Annotated in this window: 15 protein-coding genes; 7 read left to right on the top strand and 8 right to left on the bottom strand. The window is 72.4% G+C overall.

What is annotated here, in order from left to right:
• Nucleotides 1-44: 44 nt before the first annotated feature.
• Nucleotides 45-698 (bottom strand): PadR family transcriptional regulator, encoded by a 654-nt coding sequence (locus AB0G52_RS00925; RefSeq protein ID WP_132889153.1) that lies wholly within the window; start codon nucleotides 696-698, stop codon nucleotides 45-47.
• Nucleotides 699-953: 255 nt separating this feature from the next.
• Between AB0G52_RS00925 and AB0G52_RS00920 the strand changes: the two genes are divergently transcribed.
• Together AB0G52_RS00920 and AB0G52_RS00915 are read left to right on the top strand one after the other, a co-directional pair.
• Nucleotides 954-2,483: an amino acid permease gene (locus AB0G52_RS00920; RefSeq protein ID WP_132889152.1), complete on the top strand. Its 1,530-nt coding sequence runs from the start codon at nucleotides 954-956 to the stop codon at nucleotides 2,481-2,483.
• Nucleotides 2,484-2,562: 79 nt separating this feature from the next.
• Nucleotides 2,563-3,519, top strand: coding sequence for an RluA family pseudouridine synthase (locus tag AB0G52_RS00915; protein WP_132889151.1), 957 nt, complete (start codon nucleotides 2,563-2,565; stop codon nucleotides 3,517-3,519).
• 19 nt (nucleotides 3,520-3,538) lie between these two features.
• On the opposite strand, the gene AB0G52_RS00910 is transcribed toward AB0G52_RS00915, so the two are convergent.
• The 6 genes from AB0G52_RS00910 to AB0G52_RS00885 all read right to left on the bottom strand — a co-directional run bounded on the left by AB0G52_RS00910 (nucleotide 3,539) and on the right by AB0G52_RS00885 (nucleotide 9,042).
• Complete coding sequence (locus tag AB0G52_RS00910) at nucleotides 3,539-5,044, bottom strand: cytochrome P450 (protein ID WP_132889150.1); 1,506 nt, start codon at nucleotides 5,042-5,044, stop codon at nucleotides 3,539-3,541.
• Nucleotides 5,045-5,066: 22 nt separating this feature from the next.
• Nucleotides 5,067-5,687: an ATP/GTP-binding protein gene (locus tag AB0G52_RS00905; protein WP_132889149.1), complete on the bottom strand. Its 621-nt coding sequence runs from the start codon at nucleotides 5,685-5,687 to the stop codon at nucleotides 5,067-5,069.
• The gene (locus AB0G52_RS00900; protein ID WP_132889148.1) at nucleotides 5,668-6,096 is read right to left on the bottom strand and encodes a DUF742 domain-containing protein; all 429 of its coding nucleotides are present in this window, start codon (nucleotides 6,094-6,096) and stop codon (nucleotides 5,668-5,670) included. The genes AB0G52_RS00905 and AB0G52_RS00900 overlap by 20 nt, the downstream gene beginning before the upstream one ends.
• Entirely contained in the window at nucleotides 6,093-6,500 is a 408-nt protein-coding gene (locus tag AB0G52_RS00895) for a roadblock/LC7 domain-containing protein (protein WP_089103096.1), read from the bottom strand. Before AB0G52_RS00895 ends, AB0G52_RS00900 begins: the two co-directional genes overlap by 4 nt.
• The gene (locus tag AB0G52_RS00890; RefSeq protein ID WP_132889147.1) at nucleotides 6,497-8,113 is read right to left on the bottom strand and encodes an ATP-binding protein; all 1,617 of its coding nucleotides are present in this window, start codon (nucleotides 8,111-8,113) and stop codon (nucleotides 6,497-6,499) included. Before AB0G52_RS00890 ends, AB0G52_RS00895 begins: the two co-directional genes overlap by 4 nt.
• 299 nt (nucleotides 8,114-8,412) lie before the next feature.
• Nucleotides 8,413-9,042 (bottom strand): helix-turn-helix domain-containing protein, encoded by a 630-nt coding sequence (locus AB0G52_RS00885; RefSeq protein ID WP_361332564.1) that lies wholly within the window; start codon nucleotides 9,040-9,042, stop codon nucleotides 8,413-8,415.
• A gap of 127 nt (nucleotides 9,043-9,169) precedes the next feature.
• On the opposite strand from AB0G52_RS00885, the gene AB0G52_RS00880 reads away from it, so the two are divergent.
• From AB0G52_RS00880 to atzF, 5 genes are all read left to right on the top strand, one after another.
• Entirely contained in the window at nucleotides 9,170-9,436 is a 267-nt protein-coding gene (locus AB0G52_RS00880) for a hypothetical protein (RefSeq protein ID WP_361332561.1), read from the top strand.
• Nucleotides 9,437-9,782: 346 nt separating this feature from the next.
• Nucleotides 9,783-10,607 (top strand): urea amidolyase associated protein UAAP1, encoded by an 825-nt coding sequence (locus tag AB0G52_RS00875; RefSeq protein ID WP_132889144.1) that lies wholly within the window; start codon nucleotides 9,783-9,785, stop codon nucleotides 10,605-10,607.
• Nucleotides 10,604-11,218 carry an urea amidolyase associated protein UAAP2 gene (locus AB0G52_RS00870; RefSeq protein WP_132889143.1) on the top strand — a complete coding sequence of 205 codons (615 nt, stop codon included), beginning with the start codon at nucleotides 10,604-10,606 and terminating at the stop codon, nucleotides 11,216-11,218. The genes AB0G52_RS00875 and AB0G52_RS00870 overlap by 4 nt, the downstream gene beginning before the upstream one ends.
• On the top strand, nucleotides 11,215-14,751 hold the full coding sequence (locus tag AB0G52_RS00865) for a 5-oxoprolinase/urea amidolyase family protein (protein ID WP_361332557.1): 3,537 nt from the start codon (nucleotides 11,215-11,217) through the stop codon (nucleotides 14,749-14,751). The genes AB0G52_RS00870 and AB0G52_RS00865 overlap by 4 nt, the downstream gene beginning before the upstream one ends.
• A gap of 18 nt (nucleotides 14,752-14,769) precedes the next feature.
• On the top strand, nucleotides 14,770-16,425 hold the full coding sequence (gene atzF / locus AB0G52_RS00860; protein WP_361332554.1) for an allophanate hydrolase: 1,656 nt from the start codon (nucleotides 14,770-14,772) through the stop codon (nucleotides 16,423-16,425).
• A gap of 64 nt (nucleotides 16,426-16,489) precedes the next feature.
• Here atzF and AB0G52_RS00855 read toward each other — a convergent pair whose 3' ends face one another.
• Complete coding sequence (locus tag AB0G52_RS00855) at nucleotides 16,490-19,300, bottom strand: DEAD/DEAH box helicase (RefSeq protein ID WP_361332551.1); 2,811 nt, start codon at nucleotides 19,298-19,300, stop codon at nucleotides 16,490-16,492.
• Between the last annotated feature and the right edge of the window lie 91 nt (nucleotides 19,301-19,391).

Raw genomic sequence — 19,391 nt, 5'->3', positions numbered from 1 at the left:
ACCCCGGCCGGGCTGCTGCAACAGCTCAGCCGGGGTCTGCTCCGTCAGTTCGGCTTCTGCTCGAATTCGGCCTCCAGCCTGAGGTATTCGTCGGGGATCTCCCCCGTCTCGTGGAAGTGCCGCCAGTCGACGACGCCCGGGAAGCTGCCCTCCGTCAGCTCCACCAGGAAGCCGCGCACCCACTCGGCCTCCGCCTCCACCATGTGCACCTGGTACTCGGCCTCGATCACGAAGAGCCGCGGCAGGGTCTCACGCAGCTTGTCCAGGCCCCCGCGCGCGCTCGCGGCCTGCACGTCGAGGACTTTCAGCCGCTCCTCGAGCAGCCGGGCCACCTCGTCGGGCGGGAGCGCCCCCAGCAGCGACAGCGCCGCCTCGAACACGGGGTACTCCTTGACCGGCACGGCGACCAGGTCCGAGAGCCACTCGACCGTCTCCGCGCGCCCCGCGTCGGTGATGCCGTAGAGCGTGCGCTCGGGGCGGTTGCCCTGCCGCTCCACGTCCGTCACCTCGACGAAGCCGTGTTTCTCCAGGTTCTGCACCACGGTGTAGAGCGAGCCGTAGTTGATCTTCAGACTGGCGTCCTTGCCGCGACTGCGCAGGGTCTGGGCGATCTCGTACGGGTGCATGGGCCGCTCGACGAGCAGCACCATCACGGCGAGCGCCAGGGGATTGGACAGCTTGCGGCGCTTGGCGGCCATCGACCCTCACCCCTTTTTCTCGGCGCCGGACCCACGGAACAACCTTGCTGAATATCCGTGCCCGGAATATCCGCCACCGAACATATCGCGACTCCGGCAGGCCGTCAATACACACGATGTATCGCGTCTGGGCGCCCCACGCAAGGGCGTGAGGACTTGGGCCCGCCCCGGACACGCCGGTGTGACGCGGCCGAAACAGCTCGTCCCTAATTTCTGTCGCTCGACAGGAAGTCCGCCTGACAGGCAGGTACCGCCGTGACGACGACCGACGACCGCTCGCTGAACACCACCGCCGACCACTCCCTGGAGGAGTTCGGCTACCGCCAGGAGCTGCACCGCAGCCTCGGCAGGTACGCCTCCTTCGCCGCCGGGTTCTCCTTCATCTCCGTACTGACGACCGTCTTCCAGTTCTTCGCCTTCGGGTACGCCTTCGGCGGCCCGGTCTTCTTCTGGGCCTGGCCCGCCGTCCTGGTCGGCCAGCTGCTGGTGGCCGCCTGCTTCGCCGAGCTCGCCGGGCGCTACCCCCTCTCCGGTGCGATCTACCAGTGGTCCTCGCGTCTGTCGAACCCGTCCTTCGGCTGGTTCGCCGGCTGGATCATGGTGATCGGACAGATCGTGGTGGTCGCGGCGGCCGCGCTCGCCCTGCAGATGGTGCTGCCCGCGCTCTGGTCCGGCTTCCAGCTGATCGGCACCGACCCCACGCCGACCTCACCCGACGGCGCCGCCAACGCGGCCGTCCTGGGCGTGGTCCTGCTGGTGCTGACCACCCTGGTGAACATCCTGGACAACCGGGTGATGTCCCTGATCAACCGGGTCGGAGTGACCGCCGAGATCATCGGCGCGGTGCTGATCGTCGTCCTGCTGCTCACCCACTCCCGGCGCTCCCCCGGCATCACCTTCCACACCGGGACGGCCGCCGAGGGTGGTCTGCTCGGCGCCTTGCTGGTCGGTTCGTTCACGGCCGCCTACGTGATGATCGGGTTCGACAGCGCCGGCGAGATGAGCGAGGAGACGCACCACCCGCGGCGGACGGCGCCGCGCACGATCCTCACCGCGCTGTCCGCCGCGGGCCTGCTCGGCGGCCTGGTCATCCTCGGCGGCCTGCTGGCCGCGCCCAGCCTGACCGACGGGCACCTGGGCGTCGACGGGCTGAGCTACGTCCTGACCAGCAGCCTCGGGGACGGTGTCGGGCGGGTGCTGCTGGCCGACGTGGTGGTGGCGATAGCGGTGGCGACGCTGGCGATCCAGACCGCGGCCTCGCGGATGTTGTTCTCCATGGCCCGGGACGGGCAGCTCCCGTTCGCCGCGCGGCTGGCCCGGGTGAATCCCCGTACCGGCATGCCGGGGGCACCGGCCGTCGTGGTGGGGGTGCTGGCCGCCGTCCTGCTGCTGCTCAACTTCGCCTCGCCGGACGCGTTCCTCGCGATCGGGACGACGTGCATCGTGCTGCTGTACCTCGCGTACGCGATGGTCACCGGGCCGCTGCTGGTGCGGCGGCTGCGCGGGGAGTTCCGGGCCGAGGGGGCGGACGAGACCGGGGCGCCGTTGTTCTCGCTGGGACGGTGGGGGGTGCCGGTGAACGCGGTGGCGCTGGTGTGGGGGCTGGCGATGGCGGTGAACCTGGCGTGGCCCCGGGGCGCGGTGTACGACCCGGCCGGGGGCCACTGGTACTTCCGGTGGTTCACGGTGCTGTTCCTGACCGGGACCGTGGTGGTGGGCGGTGCCTGGCGGCTCGCGCGGGCCGAGTCGCGACGTGCGGTCGCCGTGCCGGAGGCGGTGGCGTAGTCGGCCGGGTACGGGTGCACGGGGCCGGGCGCGCAGTCCCCGTGCCCCCGCCGGGGCGCCACCCGTACCCTTGCTGCAAATGAGACGCAAGACCGCTGCCCCGCCTTCCCCCCTCCCCCAGCGGCACGGGGTCGACGCCGTCCGGGTGCGGCTGCCGCGGTCCGAGGAGTGGGCCACGGTCGGCGACTACCTGATCGAGCGCCTCTCCGGAGCCGCCCCCGGCCACGTCGCCGGCATGCTGGAGTCGGGGCTGGTCGTGGACGTCGACGGACGCCCCGTCGGCGCCCGGACCCCCTACACGCCCGGTCTCCACCTCTGGTTCCACCGCGACCTGCCCCCCGAGGTCCCCGTCCCCTTCGCCCTCGACGTCGTCCACCGCGACGAGCACCTCGTCGTCGTCGACAAACCGCACTTCCTCGCCACCACGCCGCGTGGCCGTCACGTCACGGAGACCGCGCTCGCCCGGCTGCGGCGGGAGCTGGGGATTCCCGGGCTGGGAGCGGCCCATCGGCTGGACCGGCTCACCGCCGGGCTGGTGATGTTCGTCGTGCGGCCCGGGGATCGGGGCGCCTACCAGTCGTTGTTCAGGGAGCGGCGGGTACGCAAGGAGTACGAGGCCGTCGCGCCGTACGATCCCTCGCTGGCCCTGCCCCGGACCGTACGGAGCCGGATCGTGAAGGACCGCGGGGTGCTCGCGGCCCGGGAGGTCGACGGGCCGGTCAATGCCGAGACCCTGGTGGAACTCGTCGACCACAGGGGAGAGTGGGGCCGGTACCGGCTCACCCCGCACACCGGACAGACCCATCAGCTGCGGGTCCACATGAACAGCTTGGGCGTGCCCATCCTCGGCGATCCGCTGTACCCGGTCGTCACCGGCCCCGTGCCGGACGGCGACTTCAGCCGTCCACTGCAACTGCTGGCGCGGAGGCTGGAGTTCACCGACCCGGTCACGAGGGTGGCGCACCGGCTGTGCAGCGGACGGAAGCTGGCCGCCTGGGAGTCGTACCAGGACTGGACCGGCCGCCGGGTCGGCTAGCTCCGTCGCCGAAATCTCCCTAGCGGCCCAGCCACCAACGGCGCAGCCGCGGCCAGATGCCGCGCGGCTCGGGCGCCGGCTCCGGCGCGTCCACGGCCGGGGGCGCCACCGGGGGTGCGACCGGCTCCGGGGCGAGCGGCGCCGGGGCCGCGGCCGGCCGGGCGATGCCGAGCTGCCAGTCGGTGCGCTGCGGCGGCACCAGGGCCGGGCTCGGCATGAGGGTGACGTCCTGCTTCGGCTTCGGGTCGAAGCGCACCGGCAGTTCCACCAGGTGCCGGGACGCGATCGACGCCCGCCAGCGCAGGTCCTCCTCGTCGCAGTCGAGCTGGATGTCCGAGAGGCGGGTCAGCAGCTGGTCGACCCCGACGTCGGCGATGGCACGGCCGATGTCCTGGCCTGGGCATTCGTGGGGACCGCCGCCGAAGGCGAGGTGGGAGCGGTTGCCCTGCATGTTGGCGCCGAGGTCGGGGCGGACGCGCGGGTCGACGTTGCCCGGCGCGGGCGCGTAGAGGAGCCCGTCGCCCTTGCGGATGCGCTGCCCGCCGAGCTCCGTGTCCTGCTTGGCGAAGTAGGCGAAGACCGTGCTGAAGGGGGGCTCGTCCCACAGGGACTGCTCGATCGCCTCGGGCACCGTCATCTGGCCGCCGTTGAGCTGGGCCCGGAAGCCGGGCTCGGTGAGGACCATGCGTAGCGCGTTGGCGATGAGGTTGGCGGTGGTCTCGTAGGCGGCGATGAGGACGACCCGCAGGTGCTGGGCGACCTCGTCGTCGTTGAGCCGGGCCGGGTGGTTGATGAGGTGGCTGGTGAAGTCCTCCTCCGCGCGCGCCCGGCGGCGGGCGGTGAGCCGGGTCAGGCAGCCCATGACGTACTCGTTGCTGGCGATCGCGGTCTCGGTGCCCTTGAGCATGTCGCGGGCGGCCTCCACGATCCGGTCGTTGTACTCCTCGGGCATGCCGAGCAGTTCGCACATGACCGCCATCGGCAGGTGCTCGGAGTACTGGGAGACCAGTTCGGCGTGGCCCTTCTCGCAGAACTCGTTGACCAGCAGCTGGGTGTAACGGCCGATGAGGCGGCGGATGCTGCGGTGGTCGATGGTGGTCATGGCGCCCTGGACCGCCGCACGCAGGCGCTGGTGTTCGTCGCCCTCGGCGTGGGAGCAGATGGGCTGCCAGGCGATGTGGGGCATCAGGGGGTGGTCGGGCTTGACCATGCCCTCGCGCAGCGGGGTCCAGATGCGGCTGTCCCGGGTGAAGACGGCGGGGGTGCGGACCATCTGGAGGTTCTCGGTGAGCCCGAGGACCACCCAGATCGGTACGTCGTCGTGCAGGAGCACGGGTGCCACGGCGCCGTGTTCCCGGCGCAGCGTCTCGTAGATCTCGCCCAGGTGGTCCGCGTCGGCGCCGAAGAGCCGCTGCAGTCCGCCGGGGCCGCGGTCGTGGGCGGGGCCGCGGTCGTGCGCCGGGCAGCCGGGGGGCGGCGCCGGGTCCGTGCCGGGGGCGGCGGGTCGGGGGGATTCTGGCGTCACAGTGATCGCTCCGGAAGAGGTGTCAGGTGAGCGCGCCGGACATGGCGAGCGAGTGCAGGAAGCGCATCAGCGTCATGAGGACGTCCCGGCTGGAGGCCCGGCGGCGGGCGTCGCAGTCGACGATGGGGATCTCGGGAGGCAGGTCCAGTGCGGTGCGCAGTTCGTCGAGGGGGTAACGGGGCGCGTCCGGGAAGGAGTTGACGGCGACGACGAAGGGCACCCCGCGCTCCTCCAGGCGGCCCATGACGTCGAAACTGACCTCCAGGCGCCGGGTGTCGATGAGGACGACCGCGCCGAGGGCGCCCTCGAACAGGCCGTTCCACAGGAACCAGAAGCGTTCCTGGCCGGGGGTGCCGAAGAGGTAGAGCACCAGCTGGTCGGTGATGCTGATCCGGCCGAAGTCCATGGCCACGGTGGTGGCGGTCTTGGATTCGGAGCCGTAGTTGTCGTCGACCCCGATGCCGGCCTGGGTCATGGTCTCCTCGGTGGTCAGCGGTCTGATCTCGCTGACGGAACCGACCATGGTGGTCTTGCCGACTCCGAAGCCGCCCACGATCACGATCTTCACCGCGGCCTGGGCGGTGTGCGGCAGGTGGTCCTCGGTGCGGGGGCCGGGGATCATCTCAGAGCCTTTGAAGTCCATGCATCACCGCTTCGAGAAGTGAACGGTCGGGGAGCGCCTGGCGGACGATGGGGGCGCGCGCCTGCACCAGTTCGGCCGCGATCAGCTCCGTGATCAGTGCCGTCATGGCACTGAACGGCAGGTTGAGGTAGGCCGAGAGCTCGGCCACGGACAGGGGCGCGAGACAGAGCCTGAGCAGCACCGCCTGCTCGGGCGTGACGGAGGGCGGGGGGTCGGCGCGGGCCACGATCAGGGTGACCAGGTCGAGTTCGGCCCGTGCGCCGTCGGCGCCGCTGATGACGTAGAGCCGCTCGGGGTTCTTGTTGTCGCCGTCCTCGCCGCCGTTCTCGGGGGCCGGCGGCACGGACGGGACCGGTGGCGGGACGTGTTCCGGGGCGGGCAGGCGCCGTTTGCGTTGCGGAGGAGTCATACGGTCTGCCCGTTGCGCCGGGGCGGGCTGGTGAGGTGGGCGCCGATGCGGACGACGAGGTCGCGCATCATCTCGCTCATCCGGCCCGGTTCGCAGGTCACGTCGGCGAGCACCGCGAGGTAGGCGTTGGCGCCGGCGGACATGAGGTAGAAGTAACCTCTGTCGATCTCGATGAGGACGAGGTTCATGTCGCCGTTGCTGATGGGGAGTTCCTGGGCGACGGCACTGGCCAGGCTCTGCACGCCCGCGCAGGCCGCGGCGAGCCGGTCGGCCGCGTCGGGGTCGCCGCCGTGCCGGGCAATGCGCAGCCCGTCGGCGGAGAGCACGACGATCATCTCGACGCCCGGCACTCCGTCGGCGAGTTGCTTGAGCATCCAGTCGAAGTTGCCTCGCTGCTGGATCACTTGAGGTCCCCCTCGTCGTCGGCCTCGGGGCCGGCCGGATCGTTGATCAGGTGCAGGTACTTGGTCGGGTTCCGGGTGAAGTCGGTGGGGTGGACACCCGGGTTGTTCTTCTTGAGCCCCTCCCAGAAGGCCTCGACCCACAGTCCGGGTTCACGGCGTTCCGGCTTCGGGGGCTCGGGTTCCTTGTGCTGCGACCAGATGGTCGGGTTGCCCTCGCGTTCGGCGCGCTCGATGGCGGCCTGTTCGGCGAGCCGCTGGCTGAGCGGCGTCTTCATCCGGCTGCGCCGCTGCGGCAGGCCGCCCGCGGTCCATTCGGTGACCACGGGGACGTCGTCCTCCATGGAGATCCCGGCGGGGATGCGGGGGCTGGTGGGGCGGCGCCGCTTGGGCGGCCGCTTGGGGCCTTCGAGGGCGCCGAGCTCGGGCTTCGGGATGCCGGTGGCGCCGATGCCGTGGGCGATGCCGGGGGCGGGGTCGGTGGTCATCATGTCGCTGGGCACGATGAGGACGGCCCGGACCCCGCCGTACGCCGAGGCGCGCAGCGAGACGTCCATGTTGTACGTGGTGCACAGGCGGCCGACGACGGAGAGGCCGAGGCGCGGGTTCTCGCCGAGCACCTGGATGTCCTTGCCCTGCTTGGCCTTCTCCAGCAGGTTCTCCAGGCGGCCGCGGGCTTCCTCGTTGAGGACGACACCGGCGTCCTCGATCTCGATGCACACGCCGGACTGCACCTCGACGGCGGTGACGTGCACCTTGGTGGAGGGCGGCGAGTACCGGGTGGCGTTGTCGAGGAGTTCGGCGGCCGCGTGGATGATCGGCTCGACCGAGGTGCCCTTGATGTTGACCTGGCAGATGGAGTGCAGTTCGATGCGCCGGTACTCCAGGATCCGGGACATGGCGCCGCGCAGCACGCTGTAGAGGGCGACGGGGTTGGGCCACTGGCGGCCCGGTCGGCCGCCGCCGAGGACGGAGACCGAGTCGGCGAGGCGTCCGATCAGCGCGGTGCCGTGGTCGATGCGCAGCAGGTCGTCGAAGACCTCGGGGTTGCGGCCGTGGTCCTCCTCCATCTCCCGCAGTTCGTGTGCCTGCTGGTGGACGATGGCCTGGACGCGGCGGGCGACGCTGACGAACGAGCGCTCCAGGGAGTCCCGCTGGAGGTCTTCCTCGTCGATGATGTCGAGCATGGTGCGGATCAGCAGGCGCTGCGCCTCGGGGGCGTGTCGCAGGTGGGGGTCGAGGTCGAAGACCTGGCGGACCACCTCTTTGGGGGACTCGCCGGCCTTCAGCCGGTAGAGCGCGGTCGGGAACACCTCCTTGGCGAGGCGTTCGATCTCCTGCTCATGGGCGAGGAGGCGCCGTTCCAGATACGCACTGTGACGCTGGTGCTCGGCCCGGGCGTCCTGGAGCATACGGCCGCGCCGGACCGCTTCCGCCGCCGTCGCGAGCACCAGCAGCGTGCCGACGGCACCGCATATGCCGACGGCGATCCGGGCGGACGCCGCCACCAGGACGACGGCGGCGGCGGTCGCCGTGGCCATCAGGGTGGCGGGCAGCAACAGCACACGCGCCAGGGAAAGTTCACGGCCATTGGGAGGCGGTTGCACACTCACCATGTATGCCTTCTGAGACGAATCGGCTGGGTGTCGGGGGACTTCGTGGGGGGAAGGTTCATGGAGCAGACTGGATCTTCCGTATGTTTGGGAACAGGCGCACGAATTCACCTCAACTCGGTGCGCCGCGGGCGAGCTTAGTCCGACCGGATCAACGCCGTGTCATATTCGGCAAGCACCTGAAAACGTCCGAATGGGGGGAGTACCCTCGATCATTTTGCACGCACGGCTTTCGATCGAACACAGGCTGTTACAACGCATGCGCGTTCGGAGTGACTCACCGTGACGGGTGAAAGGGCCCCTCAGACGCCGACGATCCGCAGCGCGGCGTCGGCGGTGGCGCGGGCGAACTCATGGGCGGGGCGCTCCGGTTCGGAGCGGTGGATCAGGATGACGCCCTCGATCAGCCCGAAGACGAGATCGGTCCGCAGCTCCAGCTCGCCCTTCGCCTGACCGCCGCCGGCTGCCGTGGCGGCGATCAACCTCCGGTAGGCGTCCTTGAGTTCCGCGCGTACGGCACGAAAGCCGGCGAACCGCTCCGCGTGCACCTCGGGCAGCAGGTAGAGCGCCCCGAGGTTGTGCGGCCCCGCGCAGAGCAGCTCCACGTCGGCCCGGCACAGGGCCCGCAACCGCTCCGCGGCCGGGGTCGCGTCGTCCGCGAGCAGTTCGCGCGCGTAGGCCAGGGACGGCCTGACGGTGGACTCCAGCAGCTCGGCGAGGAGTTCCTCCTTGCCGGAGACGTAGTGGTACATGGACGCCTGCCGCATGCCCGCGCGCTCGGCCACCGCCCGGGTGGTGGTGGCCGCGTAGCCGCGGGTGGTGAACAACTCGGCTGCCGCCGCGAGCAGTTCGGCACGCGGTTCCAGACCGCTGTCCGGCCGCTGCACGACCCGCGGCCGCCCGACCCGACGGCCACCGCTGCTCGTCCCCATGCGTTCGATCCTCGCACACACCCCCACCCGACGATCACGCCCCCACGCCCGGCGTGCGGGGGCCGGCAGGGCGGCGCGCGTGCTGGGCGGGGGCGGGGGTGGTTGGGCGGCTGCGGGTGTCGGACGGATGGGCGTGGTCGGGCGGCTGCGGGCGCTGGGCGGACAGGCGTGGTCGGGCGGCTGCGGGCGCTGGGCGGGCGGGGTGGTCGGGCGGCTGCGGGCGCTGGGCGGACAGGCGTGGTCGGGCGGCTGCGGGCGCTGGGCGGACGGGGTGGTCGGGCGGCTGCGGGCGCTGGGCGGACAGGCGTGGTCGGGCGGCTGCGGGCGCTGGGCGGACGGGCGTGGTTGGGCGGCTGCGGGTGTCGAGCGGGTGGCGCGTGGGGGCCGTTCGTGAGAGGGGCGGTGGTCGCGTCGCGGTCTGTTCGGCGGCACGCCGGAGGGCGGCCGGGTGCGGTGGCATCACCGCCGGGGCCTGTTCCGCGCGGGGTGCCGCGGTCTCGTGCCGCCCGGCCAGCACCCACGCGCCCCGGCCACACCCAACCGCCGCCCTCCCCGCCCACGCAACCGCCGCCCCTCCGCCCAGGCAACCGCCACCGCCCCCCCTCGACCACCACACCGCCGCCCCCGTGAGCCCTCGGTAACCGCACCGGAACGCCCGTGCAACGCCCCCGACGCGGGTCGCCCCTAATTTCTGTCGGGCGACAGAAACAACCAGAGCCCACGCGACCGGAGGTCGAGCGATGGCCACAGCGACCACATACGGAGCCCGGGCGCACGCCCGCGCGCAGGAGGGCACCCGGGCCGACGCGATGCCGGTCGTCCCGGCCGCCGACTGGCCCGACCCGCCCTGCGAGGCCGGACACCTGGTGTGGGCCGAGACGGTGGCCGGCGGCAACTACACCCACCGGGTCCTGGCCCGCGGCACCGAGCTGCGCCTGACCGACCGGCACGGCGACGCCTGCGCCCACCTGCTGCTGTACGTCGCCGACCGCCCGTGGGAGCGGCTGAACGTCGCCGACACGGTCAAGGTGCAGTGGAACGCCTACCTCGGCGAGGGCGTCCTGCTCCTGTCCGACCAGGGCCGGGTCCTGGCCTCGGTCGTCGCCGACACCTCCGGCCGCCACGACGCCCTGTGCGGCACCTCCACCCTGGTCCGCAACACCGACCGCTACGGCGACGGCACCCCGCAGTCCCCCTCCCCCGCGGGCCGCGAGCTGTTCAAGCTGGCGGCGGCCAAGAACGGCCTGGAACCCCGCGACCTGCCGCCGTCCCTCTCGTTCTTCCAGGGCGTGGCGGTGCGCGACGACGGCAGGCTGGACTTCACCGGCTCGGCCGGCCCCGGCGGCAGCGTCACCCTCCGCGCCGAGCAGGACCTGACCGTCCTGATCGCGAACGTCCCGCACCCCGCCGACCCCCGCCCCGACTACGTCAGCACCCCCCTGGAGGTGCTCGCCTGGCGCGCCGCCCCGACGTCGCCCGGCGACCCGCTGTGGGACGCCACCCCCGAGGGCCGTCGCGCCTTCCTCAACACCACCGGATTCCTCGCCGCGAGGGGGCTCGCATGACCACGAACACGGGAACCACCGTCGTCCCGGCCCGCGCCGCCTGGTCCTCGGTGATCCGCGAGGGCGAGACGCTGACCATCACCGACCTGCACGGCAACCAGGCCGTCGACTTCCTCGTCTACGACGCCCACGACACGGCCGTCCGCTACAGCGCCCCCGACACGATCCACGCCCAGGGGGGTATCTTCCTCACCACCGGCAGCGTCCTGCTCTCCAACGAGCACACCGCGCTGATGACGGTGACCGAGGACGAGGTCGGCCGCCACGACACGGTCGGCGGCGCCTGCTCCAAGGAGTCCAACACCCTGCGCTACGGGCACCACACCTGGTCCCAGCACGCCTGCGTGGACAACTTCCTCGCCGAGGGCGCCCGGCACGGCCTCGGCAAACGCGACCTGGTCTCCAACATCAACTGGTACATGAACGTGCCCGTCGAGCAGGACGGCACCCTCGGCATCGTCGACGGCATCTCGGCACCCGGCCTGAGGCTGACCCTGCGCGCCGACCGGGACGTCCTGGTCCTGGTCTCCAACTGCCCCCAGATCAACAACCCCTGCAACGGCTTCGACCCGACCGCCGTGCGCATGACGATCACCGGAGCCGCGGGATGACCTTCCACACCCTGCTGGTCGCCAACCGCGGCGAGATCGCCGTCCGCATCATCCGCACCGCCCGCGAACTGGGCCTGCGCACGGTCGCCGTGTACTCCGACCCCGACCGCGCCGCACCCCACGTACGCCTGGCCGACGAGGCGGTCCGGCTCGGGCCGGCGCCCGCGAAGGAGTCGTACCTCGACGCCGACCTGGTCCTGAAGGCGGCCAAGGACACCGGTGCCGACGCCATCCACCCCGGCTACGGGTTCCTCTCCGAGGACGCCGCGTTCGCCCGGCGCTGCGAGGAGGCCGGGATCGTGTTCGTGGGCCCGACCCCGGAGCAGCTGGAGCTGTTCGGCGCCAAGCACACGGCCCGGGCGGCGGCCCAGGCGGCGGGCGTCCCGCTGGCCCCGGGAACAGGGCTGCTGGCGGACCGGGACGAGGCGCTGCGCGCGGCCTCGGCCATCGGCTACCCCGTCATGCTCAAGGCCACCGGCGGGGGCGGCGGTATCGGCATGTCGGCTTGTCGATCCGCCGACGAGCTGACCGAGGCCTGGGAACGGGTGCAGCGGGTCGCCGCCGCCTCCTTCTCCTCCGCCGGGGTCTTCCTGGAACGCCTGGTCGAGCACGCGCGCCACGTCGAGGTGCAGGTCTTCGGGGACGGCGCGGGCCGGGTCGTCACCTTCGGCGACCGGGACTGCTCGCTGCAGCGCCGCAACCAGAAGGTCGTCGAGGAGGCCCCCGCCCCCGGCCTGCCGCCCGCGGTGCGTGCGCAGCTCGCCGCGTCCGCCCGTGACCTGTGCGCCTCGGTCGGCTACCGCTCCGCGGGCACGGTCGAATTCGTGTACGACGCGGCCCGTGAGGAGGCCTACTTCCTGGAGGTCAACACCCGTCTCCAGGTGGAACACCCGGTCACCGAGGAGATCTACGGCGTCGACCTGGTCGCCTGGATGCTCCGTCTGGCCGGCGGCGAGACCGACGTCGTACAGGACCCGGGCGCACCGCGCGGGCATGCCGTCGAGGCCCGTGTCTACGCCGAGGACCCGTCCCGCGGCCACCGGCCCAGCGCCGGGCTGCTGACCCGGGTGGAGTTCCCGCAGGGCGTACGCGTCGACGGCTGGGTGGAGACCGGCACCGAGGTGACGACGTCGTACGACCCGATGCTCGCGAAGGTGATCGCGTACGGCCCCGACCGGGCCGGCGCGCTGCGTGGACTGGACGAGGCGCTCGCCCGGACCCGCGTCGACGGCATCGAGACCAACCTGGGCCTGGTGCGCGCCGCGCTCGCCGATCCGGACTTCCGCGCCGCCACCCACTCCACCGCGACACTCGCCGCGGTCACCGACCCCACCCCCCGGATCGAGGTCGTCTCGGCCGGCACCCTCACCACGGTCCAGGACTGGCCGGGCCGCACCGGATACTGGCAGGTGGGCGTCCCGCCGAGCGGCCCGATGGACGACCGCTCCTTCCGCCTCGGCAACCGCGCGCTCGGCAACCCGGAGGGCGCCCCCGGCCTGGAATGCACCCTTGCGGGTCCGTCGCTGCGCTTCACCCACCCCACGACCGTCTGTGTCACCGGCGCCCCGGCCGCGGTGACCGTCGACGGGTCCCCCGTCCCGCAGTGGGAACCGGTGACGGTCCCGGCGGGCGCGCTGCTGGAGATCGGCGCCCCCGCCGAGTACGGCCTGCGCACCTACGTCCTGTTCGCCGGCGGCGGTCTGGACGTGCCGGCCTTCCTGGGCAGTGCGAGCACCTTCACGCTGGGCCGGTTCGGCGGCCACGGCGGGCGGGCGCTGCGCACGGGCGACGTCCTGCACGGCGGCGCCGTGACGGTGGGCGAGCCGGTGGCCGAACGCCCGCCCTTCACCACCGTCTGGCACCTCGCGGCCGTCGAAGGCCCGCATGCCGCGCCGGAGTTCTTCACCGAGGACGACATCCGTGACTTCTACGCCGCCGAGTGGAAGGTGCACTTCAACTCGGCGCGCACCGGGGTCCGCCTGGTGGGGCCCAAGCCGCGCTGGGCGCGCACCGACGGCGGTGAGGCGGGCCTGCACCCGTCCAACATCCACGACACCCCGTACTCGGTCGGCGCCGTCGACTACACCGGCGACATGCCCGTGCTGCTCGGCCCCGACGGTCCCTCACTGGGCGGTTTCGTGTGCCCGGCGACCGTCCTGAGCGGTGAGCGCTGGAAGCTCGGCCAGCTCCGCCCCGGCGACACGGTCCGCTTCACCCCGGTCGACGTGACGGGCGAGCCCCGTCCCGAGATCGTCGACGGCGGTGTCCTGGCCCGGGACGGGGACGTCACCTACCGCCGCAGCGGCGACGACAACCTGCTGGTCGAGTTCGGCCCGATGCAGCTGGACCTGGCGCTGCGCATGCGCGTCCACGCGCTGATGGAGGCGGTGACGGCGGCGGCGCCGCCCGGGGTCACGGACCTCACCCCAGGCATCCGCTCCCTCCAGATCCGCACCGACCCGGTCACCCTCCCGCAGGCCGAACTCCTGGCCGCGGTGCGGGAGATCGTCTCGGCGCTGCCGCCCACCGACGAACTGGTGGTCCCCTCCCGCACGGTCCACCTCCCCCTGTCCTGGGACGACCCGGCGACCCGGGAGGCGATCGCCCGCTACATGGCGGGCGTCCGCGACGACGCCCCCTGGTGTCCCTGGAACATCGAGTTCATCCGCCGGATCAACGGCCTGGACTCGGTCGAGGACGTCTACCGCACCGTCTTCGACGCGGAGTACCTGGTCCTCGGCCTGGGCGACGTGTACCTGGGCGCCCCCGTCGCCACCCCGCTCGACCCGCGCCACCGCCTGGTCACCACCAAGTACAACCCGGCCCGCACCTGGACCGCCGAGAACTCCGTCGGCATCGGCGGCGCCTACCTGTGCGTCTACGGCATGGAGGGTCCGGGCGGCTACCAGTTCGTGGGCCGTACGACCCAGGTGTGGTCGGGATGGCAGCAGCGGGGCGCGTTCGAGCCGGGCTCGCCGTGGCTGCTGCGGTTCTTCGACCGGATCAGGTGGTATCCGGTGACCGCGGAGGAACTCCTCGACCTGCGCGCCGACATCGTCTCCGGACGGTTCGTGCCGCGCATCGAGGAGGGCACCTTCTCGCTGGCGTCGTACCAGGACTTCCTCTCCGAGCACGCGGACGCCGTCGCGGAGTTCAGGGCGCGCCAGCAGAGGGCGTTCACCGCGGAGCGCGACGCCTGGGAGGCGGCCGGCGAGTTCGCGCGGGCCGAGGCGGCCACCGCCCCCGCCGCGTCACCGGCCGAGGTGTCGGTGCCGCCGGGCGGGAGGCTGATAGAGGCCGAGTTCGCCGCTTCGGTATGGCAGTTGAACGTCCGGCCGGGCGACGAGGTGGCGGCCGGGCAGCCGCTGCTCGCCCTGGAGGCGATGAAGATGGAGTCCAGGGTGCACGCGCCGATGGCCGGTGTGGTGACGGAGATCCTGGCACGGCCCGGCGACCAGGTGGAGGCGGGCACGGCGCTGCTCGTCCTGGCCCCGGCCGCCCCTGCCACCCCGGCCGCCCCGGCCGCGAACTGACCCCGAGGAGCGAAGAACATGTCCAGCACCCTCTCCCGTGTCCGCGCCGCCTACGCGCGCGTCGAGGCGGTCGGCCGTCCCGAGATCTGGATCGACCTGCGCCCGCGGGAGGAGGCCGAGGCGGAGGCCCGCGCGCTCGACGCACGGGTGGCGGCCGGTGAACGGCTCCCCCTCGCGGGGCGGCTGTTCGCCGTCAAGGGCAACATCGACGTCCGGGGGCTGCCCACGACGGCGGGCTGTCCGGCGTACGCGTACGAACCGGCGGCGGACGCCCCCGTGGTGGCCCGGCTCCGTGCGGCGGGCGCGCTGGTGCTCGGTACCACCAACCTCGACCAGTTCGCGACGGGCCTGGTGGGCACCCGCTCCCCGTACGGCGCGGTGCGCAACGCGATCGACCCCACCAGGATCAGCGGCGGCTCCAGTTCGGGTTCGGCGGTGGCGGTGGCCCTCGGGATCGTCGACTTCGCCCTGGGCACGGACACGGCGGGCTCGGGCCGGATCCCGGCGGCCTTCAACGGCATCGTCGGCCTCAAACCCACCCGGGGCCTGGTGCCCACGGCCGGGGTGGTGCCGGCCTGCGCGTCGCTCGACTGCGTGACGGTGTTCGCCCGTACCCTGGCGGAGGCCGAGCAGGCACTGGGCCATGCCGCCCGGCCGCCGGAGCGCCCGCTGCCGCTGCCCCCCCAGCGCACGCCCGGCCCCTGGCGCATCGCGGTCCCGCCCCTCGAACAGCTCGGTGAGCTGGACGAGGGCTGGGCGGCGGCCTACGAGGCGGCGGCGGACCGTCTGACCGCCGCCGGCGCCTCGGTCCGGCCCCTCGATCTCGCCCCCTTCACGGAGGCGGCGGCGATGCTCTACGAAGGCGCGTTCGTCGCGGAGCGCTACACGGCGGTGGGTGCCTTCGTCGACAAGTCGATCTCATCGGGCGGAGAGGGCCTGGACCCGACCGTGGCCGGCATCATCACCCGCGCCCGAGACATCCCGGCGCACCGGCTCTTCGCCGACCAGGAGCGGCTCGCGGACCTGCGCGCCCGCGCCCTGGCCGAGCTGGCCGACGCGGACGCCCTCCTCCTGCCCACGGCGCCCGGCCACCCGACCCTGGCGGAGGTGGCGGCCGACCCGCTGGGCGCCAACGCCCGGCTGGGCCGCTTCACCAACTCCACGAACCTCTTCGACCTGGCGGCGGTGGCGGTTCCGGCCGGCGAGGTGAACGGCCTTCCCTTCGGGGTGATGCTGATCGGCCCGGCGTTCACGGACGACCGCCTGGCCGCGATCGCCCGCGCCCTGGAGCCGAGGGTGAGCCTGGCGGTCCTGGGCGCCCACCTGACGGGCCAGCCCCTCAACGCCCAGCTCCTCGCACAGGGCGCGGTACTGGACCGCACCACGACCACGGCCCCGGCGTACCGCCTCCACGCCCTGCGGACCGACCCGCCCAAGCCCGGCCTGGTGTACGTGGGCGAGGGCGGCGCGGCGATCGAGACCGAGGTGTGGACGCTCCCGGCGCAGGGCCTGGGCCGCCTCCTGGCGACCCTCCCCCGCCCGATGGCCCTGGGCACCGTGGAACTGGCGGACGGCACCACCGCCCCCGGCTTCCTGTGCGAACCGGGCGCGCTGGCGGACGCCGAGGACATCACCCGGTACGGAGGCTGGCGGAACTATCTCAACCGAGGATGACGGTCCATGCCCAGGGGCGCGAGGAACTGCGCGACCAGCCACAGCGCACCCGCACCCGCCCGACTCACCCCACCGACGAGTAGGCCACGACCCCCCGCAGCACCAGATCCACGGCCTTGCGCGCGGTCTTCCCCACCGTCGACCCCTCCCCCGCCGGCGCCGCCGCGGAGAGCTGTCCCAGCACGTCGATGACCTGCTTGCACCACCGGACGAAGTCCCCCGCGGGCATCTCGGCCTCCCGCAGCACCTCGTCGAGTCCCGTCCCGGAGGCCCACATGTACACGGCCCAGGCGAACCCGAGGTCGGGCTCGCGCTGCCCGACCCCCTCGGTCTGGTTGATACGGAACTCCTCCTCCAGGGCGTCGAGCCGCCCCCAGATCCGCACCATCTCGCCGAGCGCGGCCTTGGCCTTGCCGGAGGGCAGCTTCGGGGCCATCGCGTCGTCCCCGACCCGGGCCTCGTACACCAGGGCCGAGACGCACGCGGCGAGCTCGGCGGGGCCGAGCCCCTCCCAGACGCCGGCGCGCAGGCATTCGCTGGCCAGCAGGTCCAGTTCGCCGTAGAGCCGGGCCAGCCGCCTGCCGTGTTCGGTGACCTCGTCGCCGCGCAGGTAGTCCAGTTCGGTCAGCAGGGCGACGATCCGGTCGAAGGTACGGGCGATGGTGTTGGTCCGGCCCTCGATGCGCCGCTCCAGCTGCGAGGTGTCCCGCAGCAGCCGGTGGTAGCGCTCGGCCCAGCGGGCATGGTCCTCGCGGTCGTTGCACCCGTGGCAGGGGTGCGCGCGGATCGCGGTGCGCAGCCGGGCGATCTCGCGGTCGTCGGCCGCCTGCGAGCGCTTCTTGCGGGCCCGCTCCGGCGGGATGTGCCCGGCCTTGGTGCGCAGCGCCGAGGCGAGGTCCCGACGGGACTGCGGGGAGCGGGGGTTGAAGGACTTGGGGATCCGCATCCGCTCCAGCGCCTCGACGGGCACCGGGAAGTCGATCGAGGCCAGCCGCTTGACCTGCCGTTCGGCGGTCAGCACCAGCGGGCGGGGTCCGTCGTGCTGCTCGAAGCCGCGGTGGCCGTTGGACCGCCCGGCGGGCAGCCCGGGGTCGAGGACGAGCGCGAGCCCGGCGTACTTGCCCGTCGGCACGTGGATGACGTCGCCCGGCTTGAGCTTCTCCAGGGCCACGGCGGCCTCGGCGCGGCGCTGGGCCGCGCCCTGCCGGGACAGCTCGGTCTCGCGGTCCTTCAGTTCCCGGCGCAGCCGCGCGTACTCCTCGAAGTCGCCGAGGTGGCAGGTCATGGACTCCTTGTAGCCGCTGAGCCCTTCCTCGTTGCGCTGCACCTGCCGGGAGATCCCGACGACCGACTTGTCGGCCTGGAACTGCGCGAACGAGGTCTCCAGCAGCTCCCGTGAGCGGTGCCGCCCGAACTGCTCGACCAGGTTGACCGCCATGTTGTACGACGGCTTGAAGCTGGAGCGCAGCGGATACGTGCGGGTACCGGCGAGTCCGGCGAGGTGCTCGGGGCTCATCCCGCGCTGCCACAGCACCACCGCGTGACCCTCGACGTCGATGCCGCGGCGGCCCGCACGGCCCGTCAGCTGGGTGTACTCGCCGGGGGTGATGTCGGCGTGCTGCTCGCCGTTCCACTTGACGAGCTTCTCCAGGACGACCGAACGGGCGGGCATGTTGATGCCGAGCGCGAGGGTCTCGGTGGCGAACACGGCCTTGACCAGGCCGCGTACGAAGAGTTCCTCGACGACTTCCTTGAAGGTGGGGAGCATGCCCGCGTGGTGGGCGGCGATACCGCGCTCCAGGCCCTCCAGCCACTCGTAGTAGCCCAGGACGTGCAGGTCCTCCGGCGGGATGGAGGAGGTGCGCTCCTCGACGAGGGCGCGGACCTGTTCCCGTGCCTCGTCGTCGTTGAGCCGCAGCCCCGCGTACAGGCACTGCTGGACGGCGGCCTCGCAGGCGGCGCGGCTGAAGATGAAGGTGATCGCGGGCAGCAGGCCCTCGTTGTCGAGCCGTTCGATGACTTCGGGGCGGCCCGGGGTCCACACCCGGGAGCGCTGCCGGCGCTCCCGCTCCCGGTCGGCCTCCCGCATGGCGCGGCCGCGCCTGCGGTCCTGGTACGACGGACGCTGTGCCTCCATGCGGGCCAGCCGGGCGAGGTCGGGGTTGACCGCCTTCTTGTGGCCCTCGCCCTCCTCGAACAGGTCGTACATCCGGCGTCCGGCGAGCACGTGCTGGAAGAGCGGGACGGGGCGGTGCTCGGAGACGATGACCTCGGTGTCGCCGCGGACGGTGTCGAGCCAGTCGCCGAACTCCTCGGCGTTGGAGACGGTCGCCGACAGGGACACCAGGGTGACGGACTCCGGGAGGTGGATGATCACCTCTTCCCAGACGGCGCCGCGGAAGCGGTCGGACAGGTAGTGGACCTCGTCCATGACCACGTAGCCGAGGCCGAGGAGGGTTTGGGAGCCCGCGTACAGCATGTTCCGCAGGACCTCGGTGGTCATGACGACCACGGCGGCGTCCGGGTTGATGCTGTTGTCGCCGGTGAGCAGGCCCACCATGCCGTCGCCGTAGCGGCGGCACAGGTCGGCGTACTTCTGGTTCGACAGCGCCTTGATGGGTGTCGTGTAGAAGCACTTCTTGCCCTGCATCAGGGCGAGGTGGACGGCGAACTCGCCCACGATCGTCTTGCCGGAGCCGGTGGGGGCGGCCACCAGCACGCCCTTTCCGGCTTCGAGGGCCTGGCAGGCCTCGATCTGGAAGGGGTCGAGGCCGAAGTCGTACATCTCGCGGAACGACGCGAGCGCGGTGGCCTGCTCGGCGGCCCGCCTGCGGGCCGCCGCATACCGCTCGGCCGGTGAGAGATCCTCTGTCATCGTGCTTTCGAGCGTACCGGTCCCCGCTGACAACAGGACGATCAATATCGGGATCGGCGCAGCGCCCGTGAACCCCGGCCGCCCGACCACA

It is taken from the genome of Streptomyces sp. NPDC021562, assembly GCF_040640875.1.
Classification (GTDB): Bacteria; Actinomycetota; Actinomycetes; order Streptomycetales; family Streptomycetaceae; genus Streptomyces.
The sequence above is the reverse complement of the archived record's forward strand: the minus strand, read 5'-3'. Positions and strand labels throughout refer to the sequence as shown.

Excerpts from the sequence above, each read along its gene's own strand:
- AB0G52_RS00885 (WP_361332564.1), bottom strand. The coding sequence starts at position 9,042 with ATGGGGACGAGCAGCGGTGGCCGTCGGGTCGGGCGGCCGCGGGTCGTG.
- AB0G52_RS00875 (WP_132889144.1), top strand. The coding sequence starts at position 9,783 with ATGGCCACAGCGACCACATACGGAGCCCGGGCGCACGCCCGCGCGCAG.
- AB0G52_RS00915 (WP_132889151.1), top strand. The coding sequence starts at position 2,563 with ATGAGACGCAAGACCGCTGCCCCGCCTTCCCCCCTCCCCCAGCGGCAC.
- AB0G52_RS00880 (WP_361332561.1), top strand. The coding sequence starts at position 9,170 with ATGGGCGTGGTCGGGCGGCTGCGGGCGCTGGGCGGACAGGCGTGGTCG.
- AB0G52_RS00865 (WP_361332557.1), top strand. The coding sequence starts at position 11,215 with ATGACCTTCCACACCCTGCTGGTCGCCAACCGCGGCGAGATCGCCGTC.
- AB0G52_RS00890 (WP_132889147.1), bottom strand. The coding sequence starts at position 8,113 with ATGGTGAGTGTGCAACCGCCTCCCAATGGCCGTGAACTTTCCCTGGCG.
- AB0G52_RS00870 (WP_132889143.1), top strand. The coding sequence starts at position 10,604 with ATGACCACGAACACGGGAACCACCGTCGTCCCGGCCCGCGCCGCCTGG.
- atzF (WP_361332554.1), top strand. The coding sequence starts at position 14,770 with ATGTCCAGCACCCTCTCCCGTGTCCGCGCCGCCTACGCGCGCGTCGAG.
- AB0G52_RS00905 (WP_132889149.1), bottom strand. The coding sequence starts at position 5,687 with ATGGACTTCAAAGGCTCTGAGATGATCCCCGGCCCCCGCACCGAGGAC.
- AB0G52_RS00900 (WP_132889148.1), bottom strand. The coding sequence starts at position 6,096 with ATGACTCCTCCGCAACGCAAACGGCGCCTGCCCGCCCCGGAACACGTC.
- AB0G52_RS00925 (WP_132889153.1), bottom strand. The coding sequence starts at position 698 with ATGGCCGCCAAGCGCCGCAAGCTGTCCAATCCCCTGGCGCTCGCCGTG.
- AB0G52_RS00855 (WP_361332551.1), bottom strand. The coding sequence starts at position 19,300 with ATGACAGAGGATCTCTCACCGGCCGAGCGGTATGCGGCGGCCCGCAGG.